18 protein-coding genes are annotated in these 26,333 nt (G+C 46.5%); 13 read left to right on the plus strand and 5 right to left on the minus strand.

Features of this window, described 5'->3' with window-relative positions:
• Nucleotides 1-11 precede the first annotated feature (11 nt).
• Nucleotides 12-512, plus strand: a complete 501-nt coding sequence (locus G395_RS0114470) for a hypothetical protein (protein ID WP_026630703.1) — start codon at nt 12-14, stop codon at nt 510-512.
• A 146-nt stretch (nt 513-658) separates the two neighbouring features.
• On the opposite strand, the gene xylA is transcribed toward G395_RS0114470, so the two are convergent.
• The 3 genes from xylA to G395_RS0114485 form a co-directional block, all read right to left on the minus strand.
• Complete coding sequence (gene xylA, locus G395_RS0114475; protein ID WP_026630704.1) at nt 659-1,987, minus strand: xylose isomerase; 1,329 nt, start codon at nt 1,985-1,987, stop codon at nt 659-661.
• Between the two features lie 144 nt (nt 1,988-2,131).
• Complete coding sequence (locus tag G395_RS0114480) at nt 2,132-4,249, minus strand: peptidylprolyl isomerase (protein ID WP_026630705.1); 2,118 nt, start codon at nt 4,247-4,249, stop codon at nt 2,132-2,134.
• A 57-nt stretch (nt 4,250-4,306) separates the two neighbouring features.
• Nucleotides 4,307-4,795 (minus strand): hypothetical protein, encoded by a 489-nt coding sequence (locus G395_RS0114485; protein WP_229204178.1) that lies wholly within the window; start codon nt 4,793-4,795, stop codon nt 4,307-4,309.
• Between the two features lie 156 nt (nt 4,796-4,951).
• Between G395_RS0114485 and G395_RS0114490 the strand changes: the two genes are divergently transcribed.
• A complete protein-coding gene (locus G395_RS0114490) occupies nt 4,952-5,254 on the plus strand; it encodes an SCP2 sterol-binding domain-containing protein (protein ID WP_026630707.1) in 303 nt (100 codons plus the stop codon).
• A gap of 72 nt (nt 5,255-5,326) precedes the next feature.
• Nucleotides 5,327-6,781 (plus strand): Gfo/Idh/MocA family protein, encoded by a 1,455-nt coding sequence (locus tag G395_RS0114495; protein ID WP_035361355.1) that lies wholly within the window; start codon nt 5,327-5,329, stop codon nt 6,779-6,781.
• A 178-nt stretch (nt 6,782-6,959) separates the two neighbouring features.
• Here G395_RS0114495 and G395_RS0114500 read toward each other — a convergent pair whose 3' ends face one another.
• Complete coding sequence (locus G395_RS0114500; protein ID WP_026630709.1) at nt 6,960-7,679, minus strand: pyridoxine 5'-phosphate synthase; 720 nt, start codon at nt 7,677-7,679, stop codon at nt 6,960-6,962.
• Nucleotides 7,680-7,913: 234 nt separating this feature from the next.
• On the opposite strand from G395_RS0114500, the gene G395_RS0114505 reads away from it, so the two are divergent.
• The 6 genes from G395_RS0114505 to nadB all read left to right on the plus strand — a co-directional run bounded on the left by G395_RS0114505 (nt 7,914) and on the right by nadB (nt 14,450).
• The gene (locus tag G395_RS0114505; RefSeq protein ID WP_026630710.1) at nt 7,914-8,363 is read left to right on the plus strand and encodes a GatB/YqeY domain-containing protein; all 450 of its coding nucleotides are present in this window, start codon (nt 7,914-7,916) and stop codon (nt 8,361-8,363) included.
• Nucleotides 8,360-8,923: a CvpA family protein gene (locus G395_RS0114510; RefSeq protein ID WP_026630711.1), complete on the plus strand. Its 564-nt coding sequence runs from the start codon at nt 8,360-8,362 to the stop codon at nt 8,921-8,923. The genes G395_RS0114505 and G395_RS0114510 overlap by 4 nt, the downstream gene beginning before the upstream one ends.
• 129 nt (nt 8,924-9,052) lie before the next feature.
• Nucleotides 9,053-10,105: a dual-specificity RNA methyltransferase RlmN gene (rlmN, locus tag G395_RS0114515; RefSeq protein WP_026630712.1), complete on the plus strand. Its 1,053-nt coding sequence runs from the start codon at nt 9,053-9,055 to the stop codon at nt 10,103-10,105.
• Between the two features lie 104 nt (nt 10,106-10,209).
• A complete protein-coding gene (locus G395_RS0114520; RefSeq protein WP_026630713.1) occupies nt 10,210-11,631 on the plus strand; it encodes an inorganic phosphate transporter in 1,422 nt (473 codons plus the stop codon).
• 157 nt (nt 11,632-11,788) lie between these two features.
• Nucleotides 11,789-12,784: a quinolinate synthase NadA gene (gene nadA, locus G395_RS0114525; RefSeq protein WP_026630714.1), complete on the plus strand. Its 996-nt coding sequence runs from the start codon at nt 11,789-11,791 to the stop codon at nt 12,782-12,784.
• Nucleotides 12,785-12,872: 88 nt separating this feature from the next.
• Nucleotides 12,873-14,450, plus strand: a complete 1,578-nt coding sequence (gene nadB / locus G395_RS0114530; RefSeq protein ID WP_026630715.1) for an L-aspartate oxidase — start codon at nt 12,873-12,875, stop codon at nt 14,448-14,450.
• Between the two features lie 66 nt (nt 14,451-14,516).
• On the opposite strand, the gene G395_RS0114535 is transcribed toward nadB, so the two are convergent.
• A complete protein-coding gene (locus G395_RS0114535; protein ID WP_026630716.1) occupies nt 14,517-15,866 on the minus strand; it encodes a vanadium-dependent haloperoxidase in 1,350 nt (449 codons plus the stop codon).
• Nucleotides 15,867-16,349: 483 nt separating this feature from the next.
• On the opposite strand from G395_RS0114535, the gene G395_RS0114540 reads away from it, so the two are divergent.
• The 4 genes from G395_RS0114540 (at nt 16,350) to G395_RS0114555 (ending at nt 26,273) form a co-directional block, all read left to right on the plus strand.
• Nucleotides 16,350-19,610, plus strand: a complete 3,261-nt coding sequence (locus G395_RS0114540; protein WP_084439626.1) for a SusC/RagA family TonB-linked outer membrane protein — start codon at nt 16,350-16,352, stop codon at nt 19,608-19,610.
• 11 nt (nt 19,611-19,621) lie between these two features.
• Entirely contained in the window at nt 19,622-21,502 is a 1,881-nt protein-coding gene (locus G395_RS0114545) for a RagB/SusD family nutrient uptake outer membrane protein (RefSeq protein WP_026630718.1), read from the plus strand.
• A gap of 96 nt (nt 21,503-21,598) precedes the next feature.
• A complete protein-coding gene (locus G395_RS0114550; RefSeq protein WP_026630719.1) occupies nt 21,599-24,985 on the plus strand; it encodes a VCBS repeat-containing protein in 3,387 nt (1,128 codons plus the stop codon).
• Entirely contained in the window at nt 24,969-26,273 is a 1,305-nt protein-coding gene (locus G395_RS0114555; RefSeq protein ID WP_229204179.1) for a vanadium-dependent haloperoxidase, read from the plus strand. The genes G395_RS0114550 and G395_RS0114555 overlap by 17 nt, the downstream gene beginning before the upstream one ends.
• Nucleotides 26,274-26,333 lie beyond the last annotated feature (60 nt).

The raw sequence follows: 26,333 nt of genomic DNA on the forward strand, positions 1-26,333 counted from the left end.
TTTGATCTGATATGAAGAAGTTAACAAGAATCGTTTTCGCAAATTTTGCAATAGCGGCAGGCGCTTTGCTGGTAGGTTGCAACTCAGGAGCTGATAAAGACAGAAAAGAATTGGCAAATGCCGAAGAAAAAGCCCTGGAAACCGCCGATGAAGCCAGTCAGGAAATAGCCAACACTTCGGATACAACCGACATGGCCGATGCGAAGGAAGATCTGCTTGAAGCGAATGATAAATTAAACGAGAAGCAGCGCGATTACATGGCATCGCTCAAAAAAGAAGAATCCAGTTTACAGGAGCGCATTGCCAAGCTCAATGATAAGATCAAGTCCGCCGATGGAGACGCCAAAAAACGCCTCACGGCGAAAATGGACAAAGCCGTAAAAGAGCGGGATCTGTTACAGGCTAATATCCTGGAAATGGCCAAGCCAATGGAAGATAAAAGACTGGAGACAGTCCAGAAAGAAGTGCAGCAACGGATTGTTGCTATTAATAAGGAGCTGAGTGAGGAGTAAGAGGAGTAGGTAAGACAGCCCGTCAGCCTGTCATATAGCCTGTCAGCCTGAGCGGAGACGAAGGCGCGCTACTCCTTGGTAACGCGCCTTCGTCTCCGCTCAGGCTGACAGGGCATATACAGTTTAGGCTGACGGGCTTGTGATTCCTAGATAAACCGATTAATCAAGTTCTCCAAATACTCCTGCTTGCCAGAAATAGTTGCAGGCTCGCCTTTGCCAGCAGCAAGATCGAACAGATCTTCCAGTTTCAATTGGCCTTTTTCGAAATCTGCGCCTTTGCCGTCGTCGAAGCTTGCATAACGGTTCGTGCGTATTTTGTCGTATTCTCCGTTTTGGATGATTTTGTCGGCAACGATCAATGCTCTTGCAACTGTGTCGATACCACCGATGTGTGCGTGGAAAACGTCTTCAACGTCAGTTGAGTTACGACGGCGTTTTGCGTCGAAGTTAATTCCTCCACCTTGCAAGCCACCAGCTTTCAGGATCACCAGCAATGCTTTTGTCCACTCGGCAAGGTCATTAGGGAATTGGTCTGTATCCCATCCGTTTTGGTAATCACCACGGTTTGCATCGATAGAACCCAGGATGCCTGCATCCGCAGCCACTTGCAATTCATGCTCGAATGTATGTCCAGCCAATGTAGCGTGGTTTACTTCCAAGTTCAATGAGAAATCACCTAATAGATCATGCTGACGTAGGAAACCTACAACGGTTGCTGCATCGTAGTCATACTGGTGCTTGGTAGGCTCGCAAGGTTTTGGTTCAATGAAGAACTTACCTTTGAAACCATTTGCACGTGCATAAGCCACAGACATTTTAAGCATCTGCGCAAAGTGCTCCTGCTCGCGTTTCATATCCGTGTTCAGCAAAGTCATATAACCTTCACGACCGCCCCAGAATACATAATTTTCTCCACCTAGTGCGATTGTTGCGTCCAAAGCCATTTTCACTTGCGCGCCTGCGTGTGTAACCACATCGAAATCAGGGTTGGTAGAAGCGCCGTTCATGTAACGGTGATGGCTGAAAAGGTTGGCAGTTCCCCAGAGCAATTTTACACCGGATTCTTTTTGTTTTTGACCCAAATAGGCTGTCAATGCTTGCAAACGCTGTTCGTTTGTCTTTACATCGTCCTCATAATCAACAACGTCCAGATCGTGGAAGCAATAGTAAGGAACACCTAATTTGGTAATGAATTCAAATGCAGCATCTGCTTTGTCCTTCGCGCGGTCAACGGCATCTACTTTTTTGTCCCATGGGTAAAAAAGGGTCGGTCCGCCAAATGGGTCAAGGCCTGAACCGCAGAATGTATGCCAGTAAGCAACGGCAAAGCGAAGGTGATCTTTCATGCTTTTGCCTGCTATGATCCGGTTTTCGTCGTAAAAACGATAAGCCAGTGGATTGTCTGATTCAGGACCTTCAAATGCGATTTTCCCGATTCCTTTGAAATACTCCTGTTCTCCGAGTAAGATGCTCATTGTGATTTGTTCTTTATTAATAAGTGTAACATTGACATTTCATGCTGCAATACTATCACTTTTTTCTGAATTTTTTGCAGTGAAAATAAAAAGAGGAGCAGAAATGATTTCTGCTCCTCTTTTTTGAGAATATTTTGAATCTAATCAAAAGAATTTCGCGCGGCGATCTTCGATTTTAGCATTCTCGCGGATCGCTTCGTTTACAAGATAAGACATGCGGCTTTCCAGTGATTGCGTCAGCTGCGTTTTGTATTGCGTGTAATCCGCAACCTTAGGCGCCTCTGTTTTGCTAACTAGTTCCATAATGAAAACACCATTCTCACCCGTGAACACACCCGATTTTTGACCTGGTTTCAAACCAAATGCTTTACCCAATGCGATTGGATCAAATCCTGCGCTGGTTAAGAATCCTGTTGCAAGCGAAATGTCCGTTGCATTTTCAACCAATGCGCCTGCGCCATATTTGGCAGCGATTGCGGGAAGATCGCCTGTTGCACCTTTCAGCTTTGCAGTGATTTGTTCTGCTTTGATCTGGTTACGAACCTTAGTAGTCAACTCATCGCGGAAGTCGGCAACCTTTACATCCTTCGCGTCAGACTTGCCAACAAGCACAGCTACGATATACTGTTCCTCAGTTTCAAAAACAGGTGAAACCTCGTTAATGTCTGAATCATCTTTAAATGCCCATCTTACGATATCACGGCCGTTTTGAATGGCATTAATATTTGTTGCAGATTCAGGGATGCGGTTTGCGTTGGCTACAACCAGTGCTTTGTTTTTCTTAACCGCTTCGTCGAATTCCGTTTTGGTTTTCACGGTGTTAGCAAACTCATCCGCTTTTCTGTAAGCCTCGTCACGTGTTGCCTGGCTTGGGGCAATCGTTTTTCCGATGGCTGCAATGCGGTATAATGTGTTTGATTTTGGATCCGTAACCTTGATAATGTGGAAACCGAACTGGCTTTCAACCAATCTTGGGATCAGGCCCGGAGCAGTTGCAGAGAATACAGCTTCTTCGAAAGGCTTCACCATTTGACCATTGTTCTGGAAATAGCTCAGGTCACCACCACGCTGTGCAGACTGCGGGTCTGCGCTGGTTGTTGCTGCCAATGCTTCGAAATTAGCACCAGCACGGATCTGAGCAAGAATGCCTTCCGCCTTTGTACGAGCCGCAGCTTTTGCAGAGTCAGATTGGTTTTCAGCACGGATCAGGATGTGGCTGGCTCTTGCGGAAGCAACCGTATCCACGCGCGTTCCGCCGTATTTGTATATATAATAAGTGTTGCCTTCGCGGTAAGGACCATAAACACCACCCGGAACGAATGTTTTTACGGCTTCTTTCAACTGATCGGACATGGTTCCCAATGACATATTGATTGGCAAAGGAATGTCTGAGTTCATAGCTGCGAAAGATGAATCGTTCTGCGCAGTGGCCAGCCCACGGGCAAGTTCTTTAATTTCGCTATATAATGCAGCGCTGTCGTCTTTGGCAGGCTGGATCGGGAAGGTAACGTATTCGATTGAACGCGTATCCGTTCCTTTGTATTCCGAGCGGTGCGCGCTCAGATAATCTTCAAGCTGCTTGTCGGTAACTTTAATTGTGGTGTCCACAACCGAGAAATAAGGCACATACAGGTAACGCAATGTTGCTTTGCTGTTTTGCGCCACATATTCTTTTTCAGCCAGTGCTTTCGGAATGTAAGTTGAAAGTCTGAGCATGTTTTCATATTTGGCACGTGTACGCTCTTCACGAAGGCTTTTCTCAAAATTCTCCCAGGATTTTTGTTGTTCAACAGGGAGTGTTTTAAGATTTTTCAGATAGTTAACAACGGCGTTTTTATCAAATTTACCAGTGGTAGGATCAGAAAAAGCTTGTAGAATCGATGGGCTGATGTGGTTACCCTGAACCATTTCGACCAATTCCTGGTCAGTAACAGTGAGTCCAAGATCTTCAAATTCTTTTTTGTAGGCAATGTCGACTACGAACTGGTTCCAGGCCTGATCTCTCAGCGACGCCAGCTCATTTTCGTTCAGGCTGCGTCCCGACTGTGCTTCGTAATTCTGACGAAAGCCGTCCACGCGTGACTGGAAGTCTTTAATGTTGATTTCTTTGCCGGCGATTTCACCAACAGTCTGATCATTTCCCCCTCCAAGCATGGAATTTGGGCCCATTAAGTCGCCCCCCACCATAAAAAGAATTAAACTGATCGCGATAACCGTCACAGCGATCCCGGATTTTTCTCTGATTTTTGTAATTAAAGCCATTTTCTCGATTCAAATTAGTCCGCAAAATAAAATCTTTTCTTCGTGGAATGCAAGAGGTTATGCCGAATGCATGTGTTTCAAATTGAAAGCATACATAATTAGCATAAAAATACTGAAGAAGACCCCAGCCATGGATGTAATAGCCCCTAACCACCCACCGATCAGAAACAGCGGCAAAAGAAAAGCAACGGCGATTCCGCCCATATATAAGTAGAAGCCTCTTTTATCGAGGTTCCACATTAAATAAGCCGCAAATAAGGACAGCGATTCAAAAATCAGCATAATGATCGCTCCCGTTTTGATGGATCCGGCGGTAGTTTGCTCGATCACCGCCTCGAACATTTTGTCCATGGTTTCCGTATCCGCAGTCGTTGCCTGATTTTCAAGGTTTTCACGCACGCCTTCAAATGTTTCACGTGTCTTGTCGGCCATGATTTCAGGGTTCCATAACCTTTCGGATTGTGTCCAGAGGCCGGACACGGAGCTCATAAAAGTCAGGATACATAATATGGTAAGAAATGTAGGACGGATTACTGGTTCACTCATTGGGTAGTAAATAATATCAGCAGGATTTTCTGATGATGCGTGTAAAATTTGTGGTTTTAGCTGAAAACACCAAAGCCATTTGAATATTCTTATAAGGGAACATACATTTGTCATTTTTAGTCCGAAAATAATTCAACAACCGAAAGACCAGCTTTTATGAGCCTACAAATTCTGACCGAACGTGTTAAAAATATCCTGGGAACCGACAGCGGCCTCCATGCAACTGTTAAGTTTAAAACCGAAGAAGGAAACGTATTTATAGACAGCAAATCAGTGCCAAACACGGTTTCCAATGATGACCTGGAAGCAGATTGCATATTTGAAGTTTCTACCAAGAATGCGCTCAAACTCATCGACGGCGACCTGAATGCCATGATGGCGTACATGACCGGCAAGCTTAAAATAGACGGTGATATGGGCGTAGCGATGCGCATCGCCGAAACTTTCGGGGGACGTTAGTAGTCTTTCACAGCCGATTCCTTTTCATTTTTGACGGTTAATATTTATTCAAAACCTAAATCATGACGTGTTATGGAACAGCAAAATGAGTCCGGGAAAAATGAGATCAGGCGCAGGGATTTCTTAAAAGCCGGCGCGCTGACGGCCGGGACTTTCATGATCGTTCCGCGGCATGTTTTGGGTAAAGGTTTCATCCCGCCCAGCGATAAGCTGAACATTGCAGCCGTGGGCTGCGGCGGGAAAGCGGATGTTAATATAAGGCTGGCTTATAATAATGGTGCGGATAACATTGTTGCGTTATGCGACGTCGATGACCGTCAGTCTGAGAAATACCGCAAGCAATTTCCGAATGCACCTTATTATAAGGATTACCGGAAGATGTTCGAAAAGGAAGCCAAAAACATGGATGCCGTGATCGTTACCACGCCTGATCACATGCATTTCCCGATTGCCATGGCCGCAATGGAGCTTGGAAAACATGTGTATGTGGAAAAACCACTGACCAAGGACATTTGGGAAGCGCGTAACCTCACCATTGCCGCAAAAAAATATAAAGTGGTAACCCAAATGGGCAACCAGGGAAGCAGCAGCGATGGGACCCGGCAAACGGAAGCATTGGTCCAGTCCGGCATTATCGGGGACGTGCATAAAATTGAAGTCTGGACAGACCGGCCCGTGTGGCCGCAAGGCGTGCAATCGCCTAAAGACAAAGGAGAATCACAACCCATTCCGCAAGGTGTGGACTGGGATCTCTGGCTGGGCACCGCTCCGAAACGCGACTACCACGAAGCCTATATGCCGTTCAGATGGCGCGGTTACTGGGATTTCGGAACGGGCGCATTAGGAGATATGGGCTGCCATTTCATCGACGTGCCGTTCCGGGCATTGAAACTGGGCTATCCCACATCGGTGGAATGCAGCGTAGGATCCGTGTATGCTGATTTTTTTAAGCAGGCATTTTTCGATGACGTAGCCCCGCCATCGGCCTCAATCCACATGAAATTTGCTTCTAAAACACCCGGTAAGGACATTAATTTCTCCTGGTACGACGGCGGAATGCGCCCGCAGCTTCAGGAAGGCTGTGATTACAAAACCGTTTTCGGAAGTGTTGATGGCGGCATGCTCTTCACCGGCACCAAGGGAATCCTGAGCGCCGAAATGTTCGGTAACAATCCTCGCTTATGGCCCGAAAAGAAATTTGAAACAGTAAGACCAAACATTAAACCCCGTGCATTAGTCCCGGGCGGCTCGGAAGGGCACCAGCATCAATTCGTTCAAGCTTGCAAAAAAGGCCACGGCACATACACAAGTTCCGCATTCGAAGAATCCGGACCATTAACCGAAATCGTCTTAATGGGAAACCTGGCCGTTCGTTCCTACCTCCACCGCGAACCCAAAGCAGACGGAAAAGGCGGCTTCAACTTCCCAGGCAGGCAGAAGCTAATCTGGGATGGTGCTAATATGAAGATAACAAACTTTGATGTGGCTAACCGGTTTGTGAAGAGGGAGTATCGGACGGGGTGGTAGCACTTCGGCGTTACGGTCCTCACCTCGGCTCCGCTCAGTGTGACAGGCAATAAGTCTGTCACACTGAGCGGAGCCGAAGTGAACGACCGTGACGTCTAGCCTGTCACACTGAGCGGACCGGGCCGCCAGGCGGCCGAAGTGAGGACCGCAACGCCGAAGTGAGGACCGTTATGTTACACTACAACTCCAACTCCCGCAAATACATCTGAATCGTATTTTCCAATCCAAGATATAACGCATCCGAGATCAAAGCGTGACCAATGGAAACTTCGTCCATCCATGGAATGCTTTGTTTCAAAAAGTGGAGGTTATCAAGACTGAGATCATGTCCTGCATTCAATCCTAATCCAACTTCCCGTGCTTTTTCCGCAGCAAGCACGAAGGGTAACACCGCTTTTTGCCGGTTTTCGAAATACTGTGCGGCATAGGGCTCTGTGTAAAGCTCCACACGGTCGGCGCCGCAGATTTTTGCGCCTTCGACCATTCTTTCGTCCGGATCTACAAAAACCGAAACACGGATTCCCGCGGATTTGAATGTCTGGATCAGATCAGTCAGCTCGCTTTTGTTGGTAACCGTATCCCAGCCCGCATTAGAAGTGATAGCATGCAATGCATCCGGCACCAATGTTACCTGATCCGGTTTGTTCGCCAGCACCAGCTCCACGAATTTTTTTTCAGAAGGATTTCCCTCAATGTTGAATTCCGTAGTCACAACTTCTTTTAGGTCGTATACGTCCTGGTAACGGATATGACGTTCGTCGGGGCGGGGATGGACCGTAATGCCTTGTGCCCCAAACCGCTCACAATCCAGCGCCACTTTAAGCACATTGGGATTATCGCCCCCGCGTGAATTACGCAGGGTTGCTATCTTGTTGATGTTAACGCTTAGACGTGTCATAGGTTCAATTTTGACCGGGTCGCCGGTGCGATGAGTGAATGTGTGAATGTGCGGGCACCGCTGCGCTGAATGATTGAATGAGTGGTTACGCAGGATAGGGCAATTTATAAGCTTTCCTTTAACTTTGCAGCCCGATCAGCGAATTTACCAATTCTGTCTGTCAGTCATTCAATCATTCAAAATTAAAAATACATTCACTCATTCAGTCATTCACTCATTCAAAATTTTAATATCATGTCACTAAAAACCCAAGTTGAATCAGGCATAAAGGATGCCATGCGGGCGAAAGATCAGGATACATTGCGGGCTTTGCGCGCGATTAAGTCACTTATCCTTTTGGAAGAAACAAAAGGCGGCGCAACGGGCGAACTGACTGCGGATGACGAACTTAAATTGCTTACCAAGGCAGCAAAACAACGTCGCGAATCTGCTGATATTTACAAAACCCAAAACCGTCCTGACCTTCTGGAAAAAGAAGAAGCGGAACTAGCCATTATTGAGCAATTCCTCCCAAAACAACTGACGGAAGAAGAGGTTAGGGCCAAATTACAGGACATAATCACCCGGATAGGCGCTTCGTCACCTGCGGATATGGGTAAAGTGATGGGCGTGGCAACCAAAGAATTGGCTGGGCAGGCAGACGGACGTGTGGTTTCTACTTTGGTAAAGAGCTTGTTGGCATGAAATTATTGGATGTTCTCATCCTCCTTCCCCTCCTTTGGGGGGCATTGCATGGTTATCGCAAAGGACTTTTAATCGAAATTATCGGCATTGCCGGACTTGTGATAGCCATGGTATTGGGTTTCAAATTTTTAGGGCTGGGAATGGAAATTCTCACACCTTACTTCAGTGATAGTGTGGCCAAGAAAATCCTTCCTTATGTTGGGTTTTCGGCCATTTTCTTTCCTACTATTTTTCTTTTAAACCAATTCGGCTATTCTATCCGCAGATCGCTCCGCTTTTCCATGCTGGGAACATTTGATAGCCTCGCCGGCGGCATGGTGGGCGTACTGACCTGGGTCTTCGGGATCAGCGTTTTCTTCTGGCTTGTGGATGCGATTGGTGTAAAAATCCCTGCGCACAGGACGGACGATACTTATCTTTATCCAATCGTGGTGCCGGTGGCGCCAAACCTCATTACCAAAGCACTCACCTGGATGCCGTCTGGAACCGAGCTCATTAAAGAATGGAAACGGGAATATCTGGATGATGAAAAAGAGGAAGTTTCGCAGGAGGATCTGTGATTTGTACAAAAAAGACCATGATTTGAACTTTCAAAATTCCGCAAAGGTTACGTTCCCTGACTGAGTTTCAGTAACTTTGCGAACAAATCGTCCGGATGCTTCGGGCACCGGGCTAATAGAAAGAAAATAATGATTGAAATTAATAAGCGGCAGGATATCCGGAAAATGGACGTTGAACAGCTCAAAAGCTGGCTGGCCACGCATGGAGAGAAGGGTTTTCGTGCCAAACAAGTTTTTGAATGGATCTGGAAAAAATCGACACATTCATTTGATGAAATGACCAATTTGTCGCTCGCAATGCGCCAGTTGCTCAACGAGCACTTCCTGATCCACTCGCTCGACATCGCCAAGCAGCAGCAAAGCAATGACGGGACTATAAAATCTGCATTCAAACTGTTTGACGGCAACCTGGTTGAAGGCGTTCTGATTCCCGCCGCCGACCGCATGACGGCTTGCGTAAGCAGCCAGGTAGGTTGTTCATTAACCTGCAAGTTCTGCGCAACAGGTTATATGGACCGCAAACGTAACCTGGAAGCAGGAGAGATTTACGATCAGGTTGTAGCGATCGCAAGACAGGCGGAAGGAAGTTTCAAGGCACCATTGACCAACATTGTATACATGGGCATGGGCGAACCTTTGCTGAATTATGCCAATGTGCTGGAATCCATCGCACACATCACTTCTCCCGAAGGCCTCAATATGTCGCCACGGCGCATTACGGTTTCCACAGCTGGCATTGCCAAAATGATCAAAAAGCTTGGGGATGATGAAGTAAAGTTCAGGCTTGCATTATCATTGCATGCTGCCAATGACGAGAAGCGCAATCAGATCATGCCTATCAATGAGTCCAATTCACTGGATAATCTGGCGGAGGCACTGAACTACTTTTATAAGAAAACAGGTAACCGCATTACATTCGAATACATTGTTTTTAATAACTTCAATGATACTTTACAGGACGCGAAGGAATTGTGGGAGTTTACAAAACGTGTTCCGGCGCGGGTAAACATTATAGAATATAATCCGATTGCTGAGGCCGATTTCAAGAACACCGAAGCAGACAGACTGGACAAATTTGCCGCGTATCTCGAATACAGGGGCGTTTCTGTGCATGTTCGCAGGAGTCGCGGCAAGGACATTGACGCAGCTTGCGGCCAGTTGGCCAATAAAGAAGCAGCATAATCTCCGATACTTATTCTGAAACCTGAATTAACAATTTGGTAATATTGCAACGGTAAGGAATAAGTAGTTTTGTCTCCTATTAAATAAACCTATATTCTTCTTTTATGTTTGGTCTTGAAACCGACATTTTTATTCTCCTCGCTCTCAGTATTTTAGCGGCTTGTGCATTTGAGTTTGTAAATGGTTTCCACGATACAGCCAACGCAGTTGCGACAGTTATTTATACCAATTCATTAAAGCCCAATGTGGCCGTAATCTGGTCAGGTTTTATGAATTTTTGTGGTGTGTTCCTGGGTGGGATTGCCGTTGCGATGGGGATTGTCAACCTGCTTCCCGTTGAATTATTGATTGATCAGAATGTCTACCATAGCGCCGCTATGGTTTTTTCATTGCTGATCAGCGCCATTATCTGGAACCTTGGAACCTGGTATTTCGGACTTCCCAGTTCAAGCTCACATACATTGATCGGCTCCATTCTGGGTGTTGGTCTGGCATTTACATTCATGCCTGAAAATTCAGAAGGCGCGGGTGTGAACTGGACAAAAGCACAGGAGCTTTTCACTTCATTGCTTACATCGCCGATCTTCGGTTTTGCCCTGGCGATCATCATTATGTTCATTTTGCGTAGAATGCTTTCCAAGCCGCTTCGCGAAATTGTTTTTAGTGAACCAAAGAAAAATCAGCCGCCTCCGCTCTGGATACGCGCTATTTTGATCACAACTTGTACATTGGTAAGCTTTTTTCACGGATCGAATGACGGACAAAAAGGCGTTGGTCTTGTCATGCTGATCCTGATCGGCATTGTTCCTGCACATTTTGCCCTTGACAACAGCATTGATCCTGTTGGCATGAAAGCGGACCTGGCCGGCATTGAACGTGCGGTTAGCACTATTGATTCTTCCAGACTCTCTGTTTCTGACCGTCACCATCTTTTCACCATCCAGTCGGAAATTGATACACTCAATGCGCAGATCCAGAAGCCGCTGGTAGATCACAAGCTGCCTTTGGAAGACCGCATGAACGCCCGTCGCTCATTGCTGCTGATCAGCCGTAACCTGAAAACGATTCTGGACAACGGCCATGCTAACCTGAATACGGACGATAAGGCATTCCTTAAAATGCAGTCAGGGAGCGAAGGCGGGATCAGAAGATATACAGATTATGCGCCGGATTGGGTGATTTTGATGATTTCACTTTCTTTGGGACTTGGCACGATGGTGGGTTGGAAACGGATTGTGGTTACCATTGGTGAAAAAATCGGTAAGCAACATTTAACCTACGCGCAAGGGGCTTCCGCCGAACTTGTGGCAGCCAGCACCATCGGCGTTTCTTCATACTTAGGACTTCCTGTAAGCACGACACACGTGCTTTCTTCCGGGATTGCAGGTTCCATGGTGGCGAGTAAGGGCGTTAAGAACTTGCAGGGCGGTACGATCCGGAATATCGTGATCGCATGGGTGCTGACATTGCCTGTTACCATGCTTTTGTCCGGGACACTTTACGTTTTCTTCCGCTGGATATTATAATTGCAGACATAAAAACAAACGCATAAAAAGGCCGCTGGAAACATTTCCGGCGGCCTTTCATTTTTATGCCGATGCACTTTCTTTGCTTTTCATTGGTTTATTAGTGTAAATTCGGGTTGGATTTTTATGATCAACTAAAAGCCAATTATTCACCATAATGACAACTATTGAAGAGCAGGTCAACCGTTACGGTTATGTTACCGAGGCTGTTGCTGATGATATTGATTTAATTGCTGAAATCAATCGATTGAAAAAAGAAAAGAATGCCGTGATCCTGGCGCACTATTATGTAGACGCCGAAATCCAGGATCTTGCAGACTATATCGGTGATAGTCTGGGCCTTTCGCAGCAAGCCGCGGCCACAGAAGCTGATATGATCGTATTCTGCGGCGTGCATTTCATGGGCGAAACGGCAAAGGTTTTAAGCCCCGGTAAAAAGGTTGTCATTCCCGATTTGAATGCAGGCTGCTCACTGGCGGATTCTGCTCCGGCTGACAAATTCGCTGCATTCAAGGCACAATATCCTGATCATATCGTGATCAGCTACATTAATTGTTCGGCTGAAATTAAAGCTTTGACGGACATTGTCTGCACATCTTCAAACGCATTGCAGATTGTTAACAGTTTGCCGCCTGATCAGAAAATTATTTTCGCTCCCGATGCTAATCTGGGAAGATACGTGGCGCAAAAAACAGGGCGTGAAATGGTTCTTTGGGATGGCGCCTGCATCGTTCACATTGATATATCAAGAGAAAAATTAAAACAACTCCGAGAGGAACATCCGGATGCATTGCTTATTGCACATCCCGAATGCAAGGAAGACATATTAATGCAAGCCGATTTTGTGAGCTCAACTACCGGCTTGCTGACTTTTGTAAAAGCATCGCCGCATCAGAAATTCATCGTTGCGACAGAAGCGGGAATTTTGCATAAAATGAAACAATCGGTTCCGGACAAGAAATTGATCCCTGCCCCCGGCTCAGACAATAACACCTGCGCCTGCTCCGAATGTCCTTATATGAAAATGAATACATTAGAGAAAGTATACAATGCCCTTTTGTACGAGCAACCGGAAATTTTCGTTCCCGAAGATATCCGCCTGAAAGCATACAAATCCGTTGCCCGGATGCTGGAACTAAGCAGAGGAATTTAGAGCAGCTGTCGGCAGTCGGTTGTCAGCCGACAGCTGACAACCGACTGCCGAAAACCGGACACATTGCCCAAACATTAACCTGAAACAAATGCCCCAATTCGATTTCCTGATTATCGGTTCCGGGATTGCCGGATTAAGTTATGCAGCCAAACTGGCGAGACATTTTGACGAATTAAAACAGGAAATTTCCATTGCGGTCATTACCAAAGTTCAGGCAGATGAAACCAACACCAAATACGCGCAAGGCGGAATAGCGGTGGTTTGGGCCGAGTCGGATTCGTTCGAAAAGCACATCCAGGACACCATGGATGCGGGTGATGAGGTTAACAAGCGTAACATTGTCGAAATTGTGGTGCGGGAAGCGCCCCAGCGCATACAGGAACTGATCGATTACGGAACACGATTTGACAGGGAAAAGGGCGGGGAATACGATTTAGCCAAAGAAGGCGGACATTCGGACCACCGGATCCTGCATTTTAAAGACATTACCGGCGCGGAGATCGAGCGCGCGTTACTGGAAGAGGTCAACCGGCACAAGAGCATTCAGGTTTTTACACATTACTATGCCGTCGAGCTCATTACGCAGCATCATTTGGGTGAAACCGTTTATCGTTACCGGGAAGATATCCAGTGTTACGGCGCTTACGTGCTGAACCGCCAGACCGGCGAAGTGGAGAAGTTCGTGGCGAAAACAACTATGTTAGCCACCGGCGGGATCGGCAACATTTATCAAAGCACAACCAATCCTACCATTGCAACCGGCGACGGGATCGCTATGGCATATCGCGCCAAAGGTCTTTGCGATAATATGGAGTTTATCCAGTTTCACCCCACCAGTTTTTATCAGCCAGGACAAAAACCCTCATTTCTGATATCGGAAGCGGTGAGAGGATTTGGAGGGATTTTAAAACGCGCCGATGGCAGCACCTTCATGGAGCTTTACGACGACCGGCTTTCGCTCGCCCCGCGCGACATTGTAGCCAGGGCTATTGACTCCGAAATGAAAAAGAATGGTGTCGACCACGTGTATCTGGATGTGCGCCACCTGGATTATGAGAAATTTTTAGAGCATTTCCCCAACATTACCGAATACTGCCTTAAATCAGGCATTGACGTCAGGAAAGACATGATCCCGGTTGTTCCTGCGCAGCATTATATGTGCGGGGGGATCAAGGTTAATGAATGGGGCAAAACCAACATTAACTTCCTTTACGCAGTGGGGGAATGTTCCTGCACGGGCTTGCATGGCTCCAATCGCCTGGCTTCCAACTCATTGCTTGAAGCCGTTGTGTTCGGGCACAGGGCTTATGAAAGTACGGTAGAAAGTTTCAATGATGCAGTCACGCCCGACAACATTCCGGAATGGGACGATTCTGGCACTACTCATCCCGAAGAGCAGGTTTTGGTAACAGAAATGACGCGGGAATTGAATAGTATTATGTCCAATTACGTAGGCATTGTACGCACAAACCGTCGTATGAAGCGGGCCTATGACCGTTTGGAATTGCTTCACGAAGAGCACGAACAGCTTTACAGGGAATCCAAAGTTTCCGTAGCCATTTGCGAGCTACGGAACATGATTTCGGTTTCTTATCTGATCATTAAAATGGCTATGGCCCGACGCGAGAACATCGGGCTGCACTATAATTCAGATCACGTTAATTAGCAAAGAGTCAGTTTACATTGGATTGACTTTGAATGCTCAATCCATACCAGAATCAGTTATCCAGCATTATTTCGCAGCGATTTCGTGCCGGCCTTTTTTGGTAACGGCACGTTTCCAAACATTTTCGCCAACTTTTTGACCCAGATATGTTCCTTGCTCGACACCGTCGCGGTAATGTATCCCGCCGTAAACGCGGCTTATAGAAGCATCCCAATACGCCTCTTCAAATGATTTAAATGATTTGATTCCATGGCCGTACTTCTTTTCGGTCGTGTCGGTGAAGGCGACATTGTCACCTATCAGATGCGTGAGTACAGTTCCGCAGGCGGCTGAAATAGCGCTGTGGCCGCTCACATATTCCGGGAATGCGGGGGTTTCCAGGAATGGTCTCCAGTTAGGGTCCCAGTTGTTATTGATCACAGTTTCCGGACGGATCCGCACTGTCCTGTATTTCTCATCCCAGCAAGCCGAAAATGCATCGAAAAGGGACAGTGCCCCCAGTGTATAAGCTTCCGTTGAACGCATCAGATCAAGTTTCTTGTCTGTGGCTACGGTCCTGATGATCGCCAGCCAGTGTCCGGCCGGGGTCATTTTCTTGTTTGCAAACATGGCATGGCCCACCACATTGGTTACAAACGCATTATCATCCCAAAAATAAGCCGTGGCTTTCTGTTCCTCGGTAATTGTTTTGCCTATATTGTAAACTTCCATCGCCAGTTCCATGAACTTGCTTTTCTTGTCAAGATCATATTTGGCAGGCGGCGGGCAGCGGAATTGCGTCACCGAATCCAGCGCAAAAGTCCTAACGGTGTTCCACATAGGCTCGCAGGCATCCGCATATGCAGGAGGCGTAGGCACCCAGGTTCCGGGCGCATTTGTAACCGTATAGCGATAACCGCGAATCTCTTTGTAATGATCTTTTGCAGAATATGCGAGCACATGCTTGGCCACAGAGTCACCGTATGCAGTGGAGCGTTCAAAAACATCGTCCGGAATGCCCATATCGCGATATTTCTGAAATAGATCCTTTTCATAATCGTCCCACATATTCCCGGAAAACGTAAGCGTGCGGCCCACTGTTGCAAATGCCTTTATACTGGCAAGCGGATAGCAATATGCAAGGGAAGAATCTGGTTTTTGCGGCGATGTAAATTTGACAAGTTGTCCGCCAAGTGACTGGTATTCAGGATATCCGGGCACGAGCGCTTCGTAGGCAGCAAGGAAAGAATAGCTGTAAATACGGCTGGCAACCGGTGGTTTGAAAATGTCATGAATGATCACATCCGTCAGATGCGTAGCTGTTTCATGGAAGATTTTCGGGTCAGCTGCTTTGGCATTGTATTCGTCCGGTGACGCATTTTTGGTGCAGCCGAATGCAAACGACATACATATCAGGGAGAGTAAACGGAATTTCATTATGTAGACAATGGTAACAAATACAAGATTACTATAAGGCGAAGTTAGTGAACATCCGTCACATTTTGGAAGCAAAGTATGTAACTTTTAGTATACAATTCTATAATTATTCGAATTTGAAGTGAATAAAATTGTTATTTTCATAGAATGCATATGTTAAAAGTTAGAATGTTTTCTTTTGTAAAATATTTAATATCTTTTTGCACAAACGAACGAGTAAAACAAAAAGCCAGAAGCTTATCCAATGAGTTTTCCCAGGATCATGCGTCGAATTGTGTACTAAGTACACGCTGGATAAAACTGATGTATAACTACTCTAACTCACCAAAACAATCAACGCTAACCTATGTAAATACTTTCCGATCTGATTTTTATTACTTCTGATGTCCGGTTTCTCTTTGGAAACCGGTGGCTGTCTCTACGTTCCGTGCTTATACGGTTAAGCAACTTTTTAAATTCTACTATTATTCAAAATTTCAATCTATGAGAATTTCTACTGGATGGACATTTCGTGGTGCATCGCGATGTGTTTCTTCTCTTTTACTGGCTCTGATCGCAGTAGTAGGGGCTTACGCCCAGAATGTGGTGAAGGGAACAGTCAAAGATGATCAAGGAGTGGCCTTGCCGGGCGTGAGCGTGGTGGTGAAAGGGACCACGGCCGGAACGGTCACTGACAATGAGGGCGTTTACTCCGTGGCAGCCGACAGGCAAGGCACATTGGTCTTCTCTTTCATCGGCTATCTGACGCAGGAAATACCGGTCGGCAGCAAATCAAATATCGACATCAAACTTGTTTCTGACACCAAGGCACTAACCGAGGTCGTGGTTGTAGGTTATGGTACTGCCAAAAAAGCAACGCTAACCGGTTCCGTAACAGCAGTGAAGGGAGCAGAGCTTGAAAAAGCGCCTGCTGCAAACTTATCCAACACACTGGGTGGTCGTCTGCCTGGTATTTCTGCCGTACAAGCAAGCGGTGAGCCCGGAAATGATGGTTCCGCCATCCGTATCCGCGGTACAAACTCGCTGGGTAACAGCAATGCATTGATCGTTGTGGACGGCGTTCCTAACCGGAGTGGTGGTTTGGACCGTATCAACCCTGCGGACATTGAAAGCATTTCGGTTTTGAAAGATGCTGCGGCTGCGATTTACGGTTCGCGCGCAGGTAACGGTGTAATCCTGATCACGACGAAACGTGGAAAAACAGGCAAGCCACAGTTGTCCTATGACATGAACTTTGGTGCTTCACAGCCAACAAGAACACCTGAAATGTCAAATGCTTCGGAATACGCAACAATCCGTAACGAGTTGCAGATCTATGATAACCTGCCGGTAGGAGAGTGGGGAAATGCCTTAACAGGCTTTAACACAACGGGTTCTTACAAAAGACAGGACAACGGAAACGTCATCAACGCGGTTTTTAGCCCGGATGACATGAAGAAATTCAATGACGGAAGTGATCCCTTGCTTCATCCTAACACAGACTGGTATGGGTCGGTAATCCGCAAATGGGCACCGCAGCAACGCCACAATCTGCAATTGACAGGTGGCAGCGAGAACATTAGATACCTGGCTTCTTTGGGTTATATCAACCAGGAAGGTTACTACAAAAACACAGCGACCGCTTACAAGCAGTATGATATGCGTATCAATTTGGATACAAAAATCAATAAATACATTACTGCAAACTTGGGCCTTACATTGCGTGAAGAAGATCGTAATTACCCAAGTGGTGGAAACGATGCAGGCCCGATTTTCCGGATGCTGATGCGCGGTAAGCCAACTGAAATCGCGATCTGGCCTAACGGAAAAGCGGGTCCTGACATTGAAAACGGTCAAAACCCAGCAGTTATCACCACGAATACAACCGGTTACGAGCGCGAGAGAAGGGATTATATCCAAACAAACGGAGGTCTTGAAATTCAGATTCCTGGTGTTCCGGGGTTGAAAATCAATACAATGGCTGCATTGGATAAGCAAATCCGCCGTCAGAAAAACTTTGAAACGCCCTGGACATTGTATTTCTGGGACAAAAAAACCTTCGAAGCGGACGGTACATCGCCACTATTGACAGGAACAGTTCGTTCGACGTTCAAAGATCCGCGTTTAACGGAAGCTTCTTTCCAGGAATTGTCCATTCAGCTAACAGGACAAATTTCGTACGAGAAATCGATCGGTTCCCACAACTTCAATGTAATGGCCGGTGTGCAGCGTGAAAAAGTGGATGGGGATGGTTTCTTTGCATTCCGTCGTTACTACATTTCACCGGTTGTAGATCAGCTTTTTGCGGGGGGAACGCCTGAGCAGAACATTGGAAACTCGGGTTCTGTTACTGTGAATGGTGTAACAAACAACAACACGGATCTGTTTAGCCGGGCTCGTTTGAGTTATTTCGGTAGGGCAGGTTACAACTTCAAAGAAAAATATCTGGCCGAATTCCTTTGGCGTGTGGATGGATCTTATGTGTTTCCAAAAGAAGGCCGTTTCGGTTTCTTCCCGGGAGTTTCGGCGGGGTGGCGTATTTCGGAAGAGGCGTTCTGGAAAAACAGCGTGTCGCGCTTTGTTGATAACGTGAAGCTTCGCGGTTCATGGGGACAAATGGGTGCTGAACCTTATTTCCTTGGAACAGAAACACTTGCGGAATATCAATATCTGTCCACGATGGGCTTTGGAAGCTATATTATCAACGATCAGGTGGCTAAAACTTTGCTGGAAGCACGTGTGGCCAATAAAAACTTCACTTGGGAAGTTGCGAACAACTCCAACTTCGGTATTGAAGGAACATTGCTGAACGACAAACTCGCATTTGAATTTGATTATTTCGTAAACAACCGTTCTAACATCCTGATCCCAAAAGCGGGTTCTACGCCTTCTTCTGCGGGTATCGACGGAAAACTGCCTCCTCAAAACCTGGGTAAACTGCAAAACAAAGGATGGGAGTTCAAGCTGAGCTATGATGGCAATGCGGGAGACGATTTTAGATACTCAGTAAGTGTTAATGGTGGTTATGCCAAAAACAAGATCAAATACTGGGATGAAACACCGGGCGCCCCTTCGTACCAGCGCTCAACCGGAATGCCTTACAACTCATTCCTGGTGTATCAGTTCGACGGAGCATTCAAAGATCAGGGTGAAATTGATGCCAACAAACTGGATTACACGCCAATTACGGGCAACCTGAGACCTGGCGACATGAAGTTCAAAGACGTGAACGGTGATGGAAAAATCAGCGCTGATGACCGTTTGAGAACCGAAAAAGTACAGCGTCCATATTTCACAGGTGGTGCTTCTATCAACCTTGGTTACAAAGCATTTGATCTTTCGGTATTGTTCCAGGGAACATTAGGCGGTCTGCAAATCGTGGGTCTGACTGAATCCGGTGACATTGGTAACTATCTGAAATACGACTTTGACCACCGCTGGACCATTGACAACCCGACCAATGAATATCCACGCTTGACTAACCGTAATAATAGATATTACACCAATACGGGACAGGCTGGGATTAACAACTACTTCCTGAAAAGCAATAATTACCTGCGTGTGAAGAACGTTGAGATCGGATACAACCTGCCATCAGAATTGGGAGGCAAAATCGGTCTGAGCAAATTCCGCATTTACGTAAACGGATTGAACCTGTTCACTTTTGACAAGATCAAGGTTTGGGATCCTGAATCCACTACCAACAGCGGCCAATACTATCCACAGGCAAGAATTATCAACGCCGGTCTACGTGTAGCATTTTAAAGACAACTAATATGAAATTGAAATATAAAAGTATATTCTTAATTGCGCTGCTGGCCTCGGCTGGGTTATGGTCCTGCGACACCGACTTCCTGGATGTAACGCCGCCAACCGAGATTCCAAGTGAAGAAGCATGGAAAGAAGGACCGCTGGCGGAAGGTTTTGTGACGGGAATTTATGCAGGGCTTCAACAAGGCGGCTTCAGTGAGCAAATGCTCGCTTCGCTGACGGATGAAGCTGTGTTTACTCACACAGGCCGTAACATTAACACGGTGAACGAAGGAAGTTTGAGCCCTTCTAACCTGGGCTGGGTGGATGCAACTTACGGCTGGGGACAGATGTACACCTACATCCGCGCTTCCAACCTCGCTATCCAGCAACTGGCAACAGCGAGCTTTACGGATGAAACGCTTAAAGCACGTCTGAAAGGCGAATCGTACTTTCTGAGAGCTTATTATTATCACCAATTGGTTCGCTACTATGGTGCTGTGCCCATTATCAAGAAAGTGTATGCCCTGAACGAAGACTACACTGTTCCCCGGAACACCTGGGATGAATGTGTCCAGCTGATCGTGAGTGACCTGGATAGCGCCGCTTTGCTGCTGGACGGCAAGACATTGGTAAAAGGTCGTGCTACCAAACTGGCGGCACAAGCGCTGAAATCGAGAGTATTGCTTTATGCAGCAAGTGACCTGCACGATGTGCCAACCATGAAAGCGAAGTCAACGGTGCTGGCTGCTTATCCAAATCCGGAGTTTCTGGGATACGTTTCGGGCGACCGCAAGGCACGCTGGACAGCTGCCCAGGCTGCTGCGAAAGTGGTGCTGGATGGTAACAATGGTGCTTATAAACTCAATCTGACCGCTCCGGCTACTGCTAACGAAGGAAGATTGAACTACATATCCATCGCCATGGCAGGTGCAAGCGCGGATAAAACACTGGATCCTTCCGCGGCTAGTGAAATCCTTTTCGGACGCTATTTTACGCCAAGTTTGGGCGAAGGTGCGCGCCAGACAGGTTTGAACAATGGGCCGAACGGTTACCACAACTGGGCTGGAAACACGCCGATAGGAACATTGGTGGACGATTACGAATTGATGGACGGAACGCCATTTAAATGGACAAACCCTGCCAATGCTGCCGCTCCCTACAAAAATCGTGACCCACGTTTCTATGCCACTGTAATGTATGATGGCGCAGACTGGAAACCACGTCCATCGGATGCGAAAGACCCTGCTAACCAGATCCAGACCGGAGCATATGACCTTCTGGACGACAAAGGAGCATTGGTCAACCGCAAAGGATTGGATACACGCAGCAGCTCTATCGAAGACTGGAACGGAAGCCGCACAGGTTACTACATGCGTAAATTCATTGATCCAAACCCTGCATTGTACGACAACACCGACCGTCAGAACATTCCATGGCCGTTCCTGCGCTCAACCGAAGTTGTTTTCAACTACATTGAGGCAAGCATTGAACTGGGTCAGGATGCAGAAGCATTGGCTTGGCTTAACAAGATCCGTTTCCGTGCCGGTATGCCAGCATTAAAAGTGACTGGCGCGGCTTTGAAAGAAGCCTATCGCCACGAAAGAAGGATCGAAATGGCTTATGAAGAGCAGCGTTACCATGACGCCCGCCGCTGGATGATCGCCAAGGAAACATTGGGCCGCCCATTGGAATACATCAACGTCTTAGGCAAATTCAAGGCTGGAAAGTCAATGAAAGAGCCATATCATTATGATACAGACGTTTATACTTACACCTACACGCCTGTTGTTGAGAAATCGCACGAAAACCGGACTTGGGTTGATAAAATGTATTTCCGTCCGTTCAGCCGCGATGAGATCAACAGAAATTCCAAACTGGTCCAGAATCCCGGTTATGATAAATAGTTAGTCCTCGCTTTATTAGTAAATTTGTGGAACTATGTCTTCGTTATGAAGGCATAGTTTCTTTTTTCTATACAGTTCAACCTTCGTGGCCCTATTATGAAGCGAATAAAATCCTGGATCCCAGGAATTATCGTGCTGGCAATCAGTCTTGGTTTTGTAGGATGCGACAAATCTGCCGATTCCGAACATTCCAAAGACGGAAAAAGCCAGACGCCTTTGTTCACACTCTTACCCGCCGAAAAAACTAGAATCGACTTTTCAAATACATTAACAGAAGGCCTGAATACCAATGTGTTGATGTACGAATACTTTTATAACGGCGGCGGTGTGGCGGCAGGCGACCTCAATGGTGACGGGCTCGATGACATTTATTTCACCGGAAACATGGTGCCTAACAAGCTGTATCTCAACAAAGGCCAGATGGTTTTTGAGGACATTACAGCAACTGCCGGCGTTGGCGGACGGGATAGGCCCTGGAAAACGGGCGTTACGATGGCCGACGTAAACGGCGATGGTAAGCTGGATATTTATGTTTGTTATTCAGGAAATGTTTCGCCGGAAAGCCTTAAAGGACAGCTTTTTATAAATAAAGGAAATAACACAAACGGCATTCCGCAGTTTGAAGAATCGGCTGAGAAATACGGTCTGGGTGCGCCTAGTAACAGCACACAAGCTGCATTTTTTGATTTTGATAAAGATGGTGATATGGATCTGTTTTTATTAAATCACAATCCCAAATCACTCCCGATCCTGGATGAAGCCAGCACAGCCGATTTACTAAAAAAGGACGATCCGATCACAGGCGTGCGGTTTTTCAGAAATGATCCCAAAGCCGATGGCACTCCTTATTTTATGGACATTACCCAAAAAGCAGGCATCCAAAGTTCGCCGCTGACTTACGGTTTGGGCATAGGCATTGCCGATGTTAACCAGGACGGCTGGCAGGATATGTATGTTTCAAATGACTATTCTGTTCCCGACTTTTTATATATCAACAACAAAAACGGCACATTCACCGACGCGCTTAAAACATCGATCGGCCACACGTCCCATTCTTCCATGGGTAACGACATTGCAGATTTTAATAATGATGGGTTGCCCGACATTTTTACGCTCGATATGTTGCCTGAGGACAACCGCAGACAAAAATTACTAGCCGGTCTGGATAACTATGAGCTTTTTGATTTCAATGTTAAAATGGGTTTTAACCATCAGTATATGCGGAATATGCTGCAACTGAATCAAGGGCAGGGTGGAAAAAGTAAATTGCCCGTTTTCTCGGAAGTAGGGCAATTGTCCGGGGTTTCCAACACCGATTGGAGCTGGGCTTCGCTGTTTGCAGATTATGATAATGATGGCTGGAAGGACATTTTTATCACCAATGGTAACCTTCGTGATTTCACGAATATGGACTTTGTAAAGTTCATGGGCGATCATTTGAAGCGCATAGAGGGGCAGGTAAAGCGCGAAGACGTGCTCAATATGGTGTATCAAATGCCGTCCTCCAACATGAAAAATTATCTTTTTCAAAACAAAAAAGACCTGACATTTACCAATGTAGCCGACAACTGGGGATTAGGAGAGATCTCCAACAGCGGTGGCGCAGCTTATGCAGATCTGGACAATGACGGCGACCTGGACCTGATCGTCAATAACATTAACAAGCCCGCATTCATCTATCAGAATGATGGTGATAAGCTTTTGAAAAACAATTATTTGAAGATCAAACTGGAAGGTGAGAAGGCTAATAAGCTAGGCGTAGGAGCGAAAGTGACCATTTACAACAAAGGGCAAAAGCAATATCTGGAACAAATGCCTACGCGCGGTTACCAGTCGAGCGTTTCGCCGGTTTTGCATTTTGGTTTGGGCAAAGAAAGCATTGATTCCCTGCAAATTGTATGGCTCAGCGGCAAGCGCGAAAGTGTGCTTAAACCAAAGGTGAATGCGCTTTTAACATTAACTGAAACAAATGCAAAAGTGGCCAAACCCAATGCGGAATCTGCCAGCCCGCTCTACAATGTTGTTCAGTCACCGATCGCATATAGTGGAAAGGCCAGTAATACAAATGATTTTAAACGACAGCCGTTGCTGATTAACCCGATTTCTTTTTCGGGCCCTTGCTTAGTCAAGGGTGACGTGAATGGTGATGGTTTGGACGATGTTTACGCAGGAGGAGGTTCGGGAGAAGCTGGAAAGCTCTATTTGCAGCAAAAGGGTGGTTCTTTTACCAGTAAGCCAGTTCCGGTCTTTGAAGCAGACAAGCAAAGTGACGACACGGATGCGGCGTTCCTTGATGCGAATGGTGATGGTTTTCAGGATCTGTTCGTTTGTAGCGGAGGTTATGCCACATTCATGCCCGAAGATCCGTTGCTGCAAAGCCGTTTATATTTAAATGATGGCAAAGGTAATTTTACCAAAAGCGCAGGCGCATTGCCCAAAATGATCACCAGTACAAGCTGTGTGCGCGTTGCAGACATTAACGGTGACGGTAAACCCGATCTTTTTGTGGGCGGTCGCGTAATCCCCGGCCGTTATCCCGAAACGCCAAAAAGTTACGTGCTGATCAATGACGGCTCAGGGAAATTTTCCGAGCAGACAGCCAGGGTGTCTGCTGAACTGGCAAACATTGGCCTGGTAACCGATGCGGCGTGGACGGATTTGAATGCTGACAAAAAACCGGATCTGATCGTGGTGGGAGAATGGATGCCAATCACAGTCTATATCAATGTCAATGGGAAATTGGAAAACAAAACCACCACATATTTTGACAAACAATACAGCGGCTGGTGGAACAAAATATTGCTCACTGACTTAAATGGCGATGGTAAGGAAGACCTGGTTATCGGAAATTTAGGTCTGAACAGCCAATGTAAAGCCAGTGACAAAGAGCCCGTTGAAATGATTTACAAAGATTTTGACGACAACGGTTCCGTAGATCCGATCATGAGTTTTTACATTCAGGGCAAAAGCTATCCTTATGTGACGCGTGATGAAATGCTGGATCAAATGAGTATTATGCGGACGCGTTTTCAGGATTACAAAGGCTATGCCGATGCCACAACGAAGGAAATATTTACAGCGGACGAACTTGCGGGAGCGAAGGAATTGAAAGCCAATTACCTGAAAACCGCTTATTTTGAACAAGGTGCGAACGGCAAGTTCACCGAAAAGCAGCTTCCCTTCCAATCCCAGATTTCCCCCGTGTACACCATTACGGCTGTTGATTTCGACAAAGACGGAAATAAGGATTTGCTTCTTTGCGGCAATGTGAGCAAGGCTAGATTGCGGTTTGGTAAGTATGACGCGAATTTTGGTGTTTTGTTAAAAGGAAATGGCAAAGGCCAGTTTGCTTACATTAAACAAGATAAGTCTGGGTTCAATTTAAAAGGAGATGTAAGAAGCGTGCTGCCGATTGGTGACAAGCTGTTGTTTGGAATAAATCAACAAGAAATTAAAGCATATCAAATTGGTAAAGCTAATTAAGGGCTGGCTGATCATTGTCGTTATCTGCTTTTTTGCTAGCTGCAAGAAGGATGCGCCGACCAACATTAGTCCGGATGAGATCGGGAATATGACCTTGCAAATGACGGACGTCATGATCCATGATGTGACCAATCCGCCGCTTAGCGCCCGGTTTTTCGCTTATGCGTGCCTTGCAGGATACGAAGTCGTTTCACAAAATGACACGACTTACAAAAGCATGCACGGTGTTTTGAATGATTACCCGAAAATGGAAAAGCCTGCGGTAGCGGCGTTTTCTTACCAGCTCAGCGCCATCCTGGCCATGCTCGAAACAGCGAAAAAAATGCAGCCTTCCGGTTCACTTTTGCAGACATATCAAGCCCGGCTGCTCGATTCATGCAGGAATGAAGGCGTTAGTGAGGAAATGATTGCCGGCTCAAAGGACTATGCATTGGCGATCAGCAAGCAAATTTTAAAATATGCCAAAGCAGACAAGTACAATCTGATCAGCAATTTTCCCCGATACGAACCAAGCCAAACACCCGGAGCCTGGTATCCAACGCCTCCTGGATATTTTCCGCCTGTTGAGCCTTATTTTGAGACCGTAAGGCCATTTACGCTTGATTCTGCCGCCCAGTTCCGTCCTGAGCCGCCCGTTGCTTTTTCAGAGGATAAGAATTCTGCTTTTTTCAAGCTGATGAAGCTCAATTACGACGATAAAAAGGAGCCTGAGCACAGGGTTAAGGCGGCGTTTTGGGATTGTAACCCATTTGCTTTGGAGAATAAGGGGCATTTGCTGGTGGGGATGAAGAAAATATCACCCGGGGCGCATTGGATGGGGATTACCAACATTGCCTGCAAACAGGCAAAGGCCGATTTTTCAAAAACAATGCTGGTAAACACTTCTGTCGCGATTGCGTTAATGGACGGTTTTATGACCTGTTGGGAAGAAAAATTCCGCAGCAACCGCATTCGTCCCGAAACAGCCATCAGAAAATACATCGACCCAACCTGGACACCATTTTTACAAACACCACCTTTCCCGGAATATCTCAGTGGCCATTCCGTCATCTCATCCGCCTCGGCCATTGTCCTGACCCATTATTTTGGCAACCAATTTGAATACACCGACACCGTCGAAGAACGTTTCGGCCTGAAAGCCCGCAAATTCCCCTCATTCATAGCCGCTGCCGAAGAATCCGGCATGTCACGCTTCTACGGGGGAATCCACTTCATGGACGCCATCGAAAACGGACAAAAGCAAGGCGTTCAGGTTGGCGAATGGGTTGTTAGTAAGCTTGGGGATTAGATTTTTATTCAAAAAAAGAACTTCCAACCTCGTAAATCCAACGTTCAACTTTGGATTTGC

Origin of the sequence: Dyadobacter alkalitolerans DSM 23607 (assembly GCF_000428845.1) — a bacterium.
GTDB lineage: Bacteria > Bacteroidota > Bacteroidia > Cytophagales > Spirosomataceae > Dyadobacter > Dyadobacter alkalitolerans.